Source organism: Arthrobacter sp. HMWF013, assembly GCF_003061105.1.
Classification (GTDB): domain Bacteria; phylum Actinomycetota; class Actinomycetes; order Actinomycetales; family Micrococcaceae; genus Arthrobacter.
Map to the genome: position 1 here is coordinate 1 of NZ_QAIQ01000332.1, position 8,404 is coordinate 8,404.

General features: G+C 63.8%; 6 protein-coding genes. 5 read left to right on the plus strand and 1 reads right to left on the minus strand.

Annotation, left to right across the window (positions count from 1 at the left end; all coding sequences use genetic code 11):
* Positions 1–144: 144 nt before the first annotated feature.
* Positions 145–858, minus strand: a complete 714-nt coding sequence (locus tag DBR22_RS12570) for a GntR family transcriptional regulator (protein WP_181365158.1) — start codon at positions 856–858, stop codon at positions 145–147.
* Between the two features lie 139 nt (positions 859–997).
* Between DBR22_RS12570 and DBR22_RS12575 the strand changes: the two genes are divergently transcribed.
* The 5 genes from DBR22_RS12575 to DBR22_RS12595 all read left to right on the plus strand — a co-directional run.
* Positions 998–2,989: a flavin-containing monooxygenase gene (locus DBR22_RS12575; protein ID WP_219928115.1), complete on the plus strand. Its 1,992-nt coding sequence runs from the start codon at positions 998–1,000 to the stop codon at positions 2,987–2,989.
* Complete coding sequence (locus DBR22_RS12580) at positions 2,986–4,470, plus strand: carboxylesterase family protein (protein ID WP_108599298.1); 1,485 nt, start codon at positions 2,986–2,988, stop codon at positions 4,468–4,470. Before DBR22_RS12575 ends, DBR22_RS12580 begins: the two co-directional genes overlap by 4 nt.
* Positions 4,471–4,668: 198 nt before the next feature.
* Entirely contained in the window at positions 4,669–6,210 is a 1,542-nt protein-coding gene (locus tag DBR22_RS12585) for a 4-hydroxyphenylacetate 3-hydroxylase N-terminal domain-containing protein (RefSeq protein WP_108599299.1), read from the plus strand.
* Between the two features lie 6 nt (positions 6,211–6,216).
* Positions 6,217–7,650: an MmgE/PrpD family protein gene (locus tag DBR22_RS12590; RefSeq protein WP_108599300.1), complete on the plus strand. Its 1,434-nt coding sequence runs from the start codon at positions 6,217–6,219 to the stop codon at positions 7,648–7,650.
* Positions 7,647–8,404, plus strand: a 758-nt coding sequence (locus tag DBR22_RS12595; RefSeq protein WP_181365159.1) for a flavin reductase family protein, incomplete at its 3' end; no start/stop codon positions are given. The genes DBR22_RS12590 and DBR22_RS12595, both read left to right, overlap by 4 nt.

Sequence of the window (8,404 nt, forward strand, 5' to 3'; positions counted from 1 at the left end):
TGGTGGCGTTCCGCCCGCCCACCATCCCGCTTATTCAGCAGTCTCCTAGGCCACGCCACAGCTTCGATAAACCAAAAGGCCTTCCCGAATTCGCACTGCGGACCGGGAGGGCCTTTTGTCGTTTCCCTGCGATATTACGGCCGGTCAGACCTTGGCGGGTGCCGTACCGTGCTGCTCTGCGCCGTCGTCAATCCCGGACTTAAGGATGGCGTTAAGCGTGGTTTCGTAGTGCACCCGGATCAGGCGCGAGGCAAGCTTGGCATCCCGGTCCAGTGCCGCCGTGAGGATTTCGCGGTGCTCCTGGGCTACATCACGGTTCGTATACCGGGTGGCGGTCCCGGCCCAGCGGCCGTACAGCTGGGAAAGATCAGACAATGTTGAGCACAGGTCGATGAGGACGGGCACACCGCAGGCCTCCAGCAGCTTGGCGTGGAAAGCCTGATGGGCCCGGTTCCAGGCGTCGGTCAGCTGGGCCTCGGGCTTTGTTTCGCGGTAGGGGGTGCGCTCAAGCGTATGGTGGGCCGCGATGAGTTCCGATTCCCAGGCGAGATCGCCGCGTTCCACCGCAAGCCCGATCCCGAACTCCTCCGACCTGCAACGCAGTTCATTGATGTCCTTGAGTTCCGCCAGCGAGAGCGTCGGCACAAAGAACCCCCGGTTGGGCTTGAGGATCACCAACCGGTCGCCCACCAGCCTGGTCAGCGCCTCACGAATAACGGTGCTGCTGGTTTTGTAGTGCTGCGAAAGGGCTGTGAGCTGGAGCTTGTCACCGGGCGCCCAGCGCCCCGCCAGGATGTCCCCACGCATGGAATCCCGGATGTGGGTGCTCAGCGTCTCAGAATCGGTACTTTTCGACATGTGCATTATTGTAGCTCGGAGAAGATAATGTTTTCTTCATTGACTTATGCAACATCGTAACTAGAATAGTAGGAGCCTTAAGGAGAGACCCTGCTCACACAGGTTCTCTCCGGAATCCGTCCCCACAAGGAGTACCGCCGTGACCCACTCAACCACTGAAGCAGTGCAGGCCCGCGAGCAGGGTGTCGTCGACGACCTCTACTGGCGTGAGGAGTATGAGCCCATCACCGAAGATGATGCTTTCCTCCGCAGGATTGTGGCCGGCTCCGACCTGCCTGCACTGCTGGTGGCCCTGGCCGCGGTAACGCGCGACTTCTCCCTGCTGCGCGACGACATTCGCCCGCCGCAGCCCCTGTCGGACATCGCAGGCTTCCCGCACGGCGGAATGAGCCCGGAGCAGCAGTCGGAGGCCCGCGAGCTGGCGTTTGAGGCCTTGAGGCGGGTGCGGGATGAACGCCTTACCACCGTGGAGACGCTCACCGAGGCGCAGGCTGAGGACATCCTGACCTGGATCACCAACGAGGCCAACCCCGAATACCACCCCATGCTGATGCATGACATGGCGCTGGTGGAGGGCAAGGGCGGAAAGCCCCAGTGGAACTTCGACGACGTTGCCGTCGGCCGGGAATTCAACGTCGCCGTCATCGGTTCCGGTGTTTCCGGCATGGCAGCCGCTTACCGCCTGAAGCAGGCCGGGGTCCCTTACACAGTGTTTGAAAAAGGGCACACGGTGGGCGGCACCTGGTGGAAAAACACTTATCCGGGGGTCCGGCTGGACACCCCCAACTACGCCTACAGCTTCTCTTTCGCCCAACGGGATGACTGGCCGCAGCAGTTCTCGCAGGGGTCGGAAATCTTCGAGTACACCTGCCAGGTTGCCCGGCGCGGGGGCCTCGAGGAGAACATCGAGTTCAACACGGAGGTTACCTCCGCTGTCTATGACGAGTCCGCAGGCTTGTGGAATGTGGACATCATCGATGGCTCCGGACGCCCGCTCAGCCGGCAGTTCAATGCGGTCATCTCCGCGGTGGGCCAGCTGGACCGGCCGAAGTATCCCGACGTCGAAGGACGTGAATCCTTTGCCGGCGTGCAGATGCACTCCGCCGAATGGGACAGCAGCGTTGACGTCGCCGGCAAGCGCGTCGCCGTCATCGGCACCGGCGCCAGCGCCTACCAGATCGTTCCGGCAATCGTGGACCAGGTCTCCGCGCTCACCATCTTCCAGCGCAGCTCGCCGTGGATGCTGCCGACGCAGGGCTACTACGAGGACATGCCCGAGTCGGTGCAGTGGCTGGTGGGCAAGCTCCCGCACTACGGACAGTGGCTGCGTTTCTGGCAGCACTGGCTCGGAGTGGAAGGCCGCCAGCACACAACCATCGCCGAACCCGGCTGGGACAAGCCCGGCAGCGTTTCGGCAGTGAACGAGCGGGTGCGCCGCAGTCTTACAGAGCTGCTCGCCACACAGTACGCGGACCGCCCGGACCTCCTGGCCAAGGTCACCCCTAACTACCTCGTCGGCGGCAAGCGCATGCTCCGTGATAACGGGGTATGGTCTGAATCGCTGAAGAAGCCGCAGACAACGCTCGTCACCGAAGGCCTGGCGCGTATGGTGCCGGAGGGAATCATCACCGGGGACGGCGTGCTCCACGAGGTGGACATCATTGTCTACGCCACGGGTTTCCACGCCTCCGAATTTCTTGAACCGCTGAAGATCACCGGCCGCAGGAACATGGACCTGCACGAGTACTGGGGTGGTGATGCCAAGGCCTTTGCCGGCATCACGGTGCCAAACTTCCCCAACCTGTTTATTGTCACCGGCCCCAATACCGGACACGTGGTGAACGGCAGCCTGTATTCAATGATCGAATACGGCGTGGAGTACATCCTTGAGTCCATCCGGCTCATTATTGAAAACGACCTCAAGGCCCTGGACCTCAAGCAGGACGTCCTGGACGGCTACGTCGAAAAACTGGACGCTGCGAACGCCACCAAAGCCTGGGGCCATCCCACGGTGAAGACCTGGTACAAGAATAAGTTCGGCCGTGTCTCGCAGATCTGGCCCTACCCCGTCGTCGAATTCTGGAAGATCACCAGGAACGTTAACCTCGACCACTACAACAAACTCTCATGAGTGCACCCGTCCTGGCGCACACCGTGACGGTCCGGGCTGAAAGGGCTGTGGACACGGGAGCGGTCCACTCGAGAGATACGGCCGACGGCGTCGCTCACTTTGCCGGCATCCGCTACGGCGAGCGGCTGGACGCCACGGACCGCTTCTCTCCACTCGGGAACCCGGCGCCAGAGTGCCCCCAAGGTCCGTCCACGGTTTTCCCGCAGGCGCCGGGGTCGCTGGACTGGCTGATCGGCCCGGCCATTTCCCGCCTGCCGCAGAGCGAGGACTCTTTCCTGCTGGACGTCTGGGCGCCCGAGGGCGCCAGCGACCTCCCGGTGCTCGTGTTCCTTCCCGGCGGGGCATTTGTCAGCGGTGGCGGGAACGTCAGTTGGTACGACGGCACCCGGCTCGCCGGTGAGGGCGGGGCTGTGGTGGTCACTGTCAGTTACCGCCTGGGAGCGCTGGGGCTGCTGGGTGGTCCGGAGACTCCCCTAAACCTCGGTCTTCAGGACATCCTGCACGCCCTGAAATGGGTCTCTGCCAACATTGCCGGCTTCGGCGGCGACCCTGCAGCGGTGACGCTCGCAGGACACTCGGCCGGAGCCTGGTACGCCTACGTGCTCAGCTTCGCCGCCCAGGCCAAGGGGCTGTTCTGCCGAACGGCGCTGTTCAGCCTTCCGTGGCAGCCGCCGCTCACGGGTGCCGCCTACCGGGAGCGGTGGGAGCTGTTTACGGACGCCCTCCGCGCAGCGGGACCCGGCTCCCTGGCCACGGCACCCGTCCAGGCGATTCTGGAAGCGCAGGCAACAGTAGGCAAAGCCTATGCCGGCCGGGGACTCGGACTGATGCCGGCAGCCGACGGAGACCTGGTTCCCGGATGGGCGATGGAGTTCAGCGAGGCAGCCGCCTCCTTCCATGTTGAATCACTTCTGATCAGCAGCACGGAGAACGAGGCTGCCGCGTTCCTTCACGCCTTGCCGGTGGATGCGGTGTCCCCGGAGCAGGTGGAAGGCTTCGTGGCTGCGCACTTCGAGGATCCCGGCGCGGTGCTGGAATTTCTCGATTCCAGGCTCCCGGATGCAACTCCGCACGCCAGGCTGGGGGAGGCAATGAGCCTTCATCAGTTTCGGCTTACTGCCACCGAACTGGCCGGCCAGGCCGGCGCTGCCGGCCTGGACGCCACCCTGCTGCGGTTCTCCGTGGACAGCAGGCTTCAGGGGGCTGGAAGCCCGCACTGCTTCGAGCTGCCGTTCCTGTTCGGGAACCGGGAGGGCTGGACGGATTCGCCCATGCTCACTGGTTTCCCGGACGAAGTCTTCGCGTCGGTCTCGGATCAGTTGCGCTCTCTGGTGCTGGGCTTTGTGCGTGATGGCCGGGCCCGCACCATCGACGGGGAGCCGGTTGGTTTCTTCGACACGGATCGACCACAACTGCACCGGCTGACCGAGACAGGCCTTGCGACGACAGGCACCGAGCCAGCGTTGCGGGCGCGCCGCTGAGGCCCGAATCGTGGAAGGCATTGAGTAGAAATGGCCAGCGGGAGCCGCCTCCGGGCGGCTCCCGCTGTTTAACCAAAATGCTGGCTATTCGCTCCCAGAGGTCTTGCTTTTTATGCAAAATCCAAGAAGAATGTATTTTAAGGACAAAATGTAGCGGACCCGGCAATGTAGCCGGTGCCAGCGAAGAAGGAGATCATAGTGACTGCACGCACCGGAGCTGAATACAAGCGGGGCTTGGATGACGGCCGCGAGGTCTGGCTGGGATCGGAGCGCATCTCCGTCCTCGAACACCCGGCTTTCAAGGGGTCCGTCGAAGGCATGGCCGGCTACTTCGACTACCAGCACAAGTACGCGGCAGAGTGCCTGACCACCCATCCGGAGTCCGGGGAGGTTATGAACGTGAGCCTTTCGCTGCCGAAGAACGCCGGGGACATTGCCCTCAGGCATCGAGCTTTCGACCGCCTGGCCCGCTACTCCAACGGCATGCTGGGACGCACGCCGGACTACGTCAACGTGGTTCTGGCCGGTCACGTCTCCCGCCGGGACATCTTCGACCGCTCCGGGGACCCGGTGTATCACCAGCGGCTGGCCTCGTACCACCGCGAAGTGATTGAAAAGGACCTCGCACTGACCCACACGATCGTGCACGCGGCCATCGACAAGAGCGTCGGCGAGCTGCAGGGCATGAACGAGGAACTCACCCTCCGTGTGGTTGAGCGGACCGAACAGGGCCTCATCGTCAAAGGCGCCAAGATGCTCGCCACCCTTGGCCCCATCGCCGACGAACTCTACGTCTACCCCGCAGTGCCCATCCAGAAGGGCTTCGAGGAGTACGCCATTTCCTTTGCCATCCCGGTGGCCACCCCCGGCGTGGTGGCAGTCTGCCGCGACCACTACGGTGTGGATGCAGATGTCGCGGACAAGCCCTTCTCCTCCCGTTTCGACGAGCAGGACGCCGTCATTATTTTCGACGAGGTCCTGGTTCCCTGGGACCGGGTATTCATCGACGGCAACCTGGACGTCTACAACTCCATCAACGCTGGCACGGCGTCCGGTAACACCCAGCAGCAGACCGCCATCCGGGCCGCCGTGAAGCTCGAGTTCGCCTACGATCTCTGCACACAGATCGCCAAGGTCACGGGCACCGAAAACAAGCCCGACACCGGAGCCATGCTTGGGGAAATCTACACGTACCTGCGGCTCACCCGCGCAGCAATCCACTCGGCGGAAATGCGGGCCTCTGACTGGGGCGGCGGCGCCTTCTTCTGCCATGACGACATCAGCTCGCTGCGTGCCATCATGCCCGGCTGGATGATCCGGATCAACGACATCATCAAGTCCATGGGCTCGCACAACCTCCTGGCAACACCCACCGGCAGCGCCTTCAATGATCCCCGGCTCGGCCCGCTGCTGGAGAAGTATCTTCCCGGAGCCAACGGCATCAGCGCCCAGGAGCGGGCACGCATCATGCGCACGGCCTGGGACTTCGCCGGGTCCGCCCTGGGCAGCAGGATCGAACTGTATGAGCGCTTTTACCTTGGCAGTATCGGCCGTGCCCGGGCCCTGGACCACCGCAAGGCCCAGGCCGCGGGGGAGACCGGAGCTTATCGGGCCATGTTCGAGGAAATCGATGGCCTCTCCGGCGCCGCAGCCGCTTCGGACGCAGGATCCGCCGAGGAGACTACCGCTGGGTCCGCCGTCGGGACCGCGGAACGCCTCACCGTCGGGGCCCGGAGCTAGCCTCACATGACCGCGCAGATCACCGAACCAACCATGACGGACATCGTGGCCCGGCATGTGGTGGACACAGGCTTCGAGGCGTTCGACGCCGGCACTGTTGCCCGGGCCAAAGTCCGGATCCTCGATTCGCTGGGCAACATAGCCGCAGGCCACCGGGCCCAGGGCAATGACGCCCTCCTTGGCCTGGCAACACGCTGGGGCGGAGTGCCGGAGTCAACGGTGCTGGTCCACGGAATGCGGCTGCCTTCCCAGCACGCGGCCATGGTGAACGCGGTCATGATGCGGTCCTACGACTTTGAGGCGATCGGCGCCGAGTACGAAGACCACACCCAGACGGCGGCCCACATCAGCGGGACAACGGTGCCGGTGGCCCTGGCCGTTGCAGAGCAGCAGGGGTCATCCGGCCGGGAGCTGTTGACCGCGCTCATCCTCGGGGATGACCTGACGTCCCGCCTCGGCGCGGCGTCCGGTTTTGATGTCTACAGCGGCCAGGACAACACAGGCACCATCAACGGATTGGGCGGCACCGCCGTCGCAGCCAGGCTCATGGGACTCAACGAGGCCCAGGTGCGCCACGCACTCGGCATCGCCGTGAACCAACTTTCCGGGACGGTGGCCAACATCTTCGACCAGAGCCTGGCCTTCAAGCTGCCCATGGCGTTTGCCGCCCGCAACTCCATCGTGTCCGCGCAGATGGCCGGGCTGGGGTTTACCGGACCGGTTGATCCCATTGCAGGCCGGCACGGCTTCCTGAACATGTACTGTTCTTCACCTATGCCCGGGAAGGTGACCCGGAGGTTGGGCGAGGTCTTCTACGCTGACTGCGTCATCAAGCCGTGGTCCTCGTGCCGGGCAAGTCATCCGTCACTGGATGCGTGCGTCCGCCTGGCCACCGAAAACACCTTCGCAGATGAGGAAATCAAGGAGATCCGCATCCACGTCACCCCGCGGACCCTGGCCGGTTTTGTGGGCCAGCCGTTCGTGATGGGGGACTGCCCGGAAGTTTCGGGGGCATTCAGCATCCGGTTCACCGCGGCCACCGCCCTGATGTATCGCACCGTGCGGCCGGAACACCTGACGGTGGAGCACATGCAGGATCCCCGCCTGCACCGGTTACTGGACAAGATCCGGCTGGTAGGGTCCCTACCTCCTGCCGAATCACTGACCGCCGAGGTGGAGCTGCAGCTCGGGGACGGTTCCGTGCTTAGGACCCGGACGGACGTGCCCAAGGGCGATATCTACGCAAACCCGATGAGCGAGGCGGAAATCTTGGCTAAGTACTACGCCAATACGGACTTCGGCGGGCGGACATCACGGCACAACGCCGAGGAGGCCGCCGACCTCATCAATCACCTCGAGGAGCTGGAGAGCCTGGCCCCCCTCATGAAACTTTTCACCCCAAATATTCCAGCAGCAGAAAATCCCAGGAGGATGCAGTGAATACAAACCAAGTTGTTCCCGCTCCGGAGGTCGCCGTTGACCCCGCTGCGTTCCGCCACGTTGTAGGCCACTTCGCCAGCGGCGTCACCGTCATCACCACCGTTGTGGACGGAGAGTACTACGGTACGACGGCGTCTGCCGTGTCGTCGTTGTCCATGGAACCGCCCATGATGCTCGCCTGCCTCAACCGCTCAAGCTCCACGCACGATGCGGTGCTCAAGGCCGGCGTCTTTGGCATCAACATCCTCGCGGAGGACCAGAGCGATCTGGCCATGAAGTTCGGGCGCAAAGGCGGGGACAAGTTCGACGGCGTCCCGGTCACCGTCTCCGCTGAGGGCGTCCCCATGCTGGACGGCGCGCTTGCCTCAATCGTCTGCAGGGTGGAAGAGACCCCCACCGGAGGCACGCACACCGTGTTCCTCGGCGTGGCCACTGATGCCTCGGCCCGCGCCGGCGAACCGCTGGCCTATTTCCGGGGAGCTTTCGGACGCCTCGAACGGGTCAAGGAAATTGCGGCCTACGACGCCGTGCGTGACTGGGTCCTGGGGCGGCGCACCCCGCTGGGCAGTGCCTTGGATCCAGTGGAAATCGCCGCTCAGGCCAAGTCTGATCCGCACAATGTGCACAACGCCCTGGTCAAACTGACGGCTGAGTCCTTGGTGGTCCGCGGTGACAAGGGCGAATTCCTATCCGCACCCATCACCCGGGAACTGACGGACAGCGTGTACGACGGGCGCCTCACCATTGAGCTCGG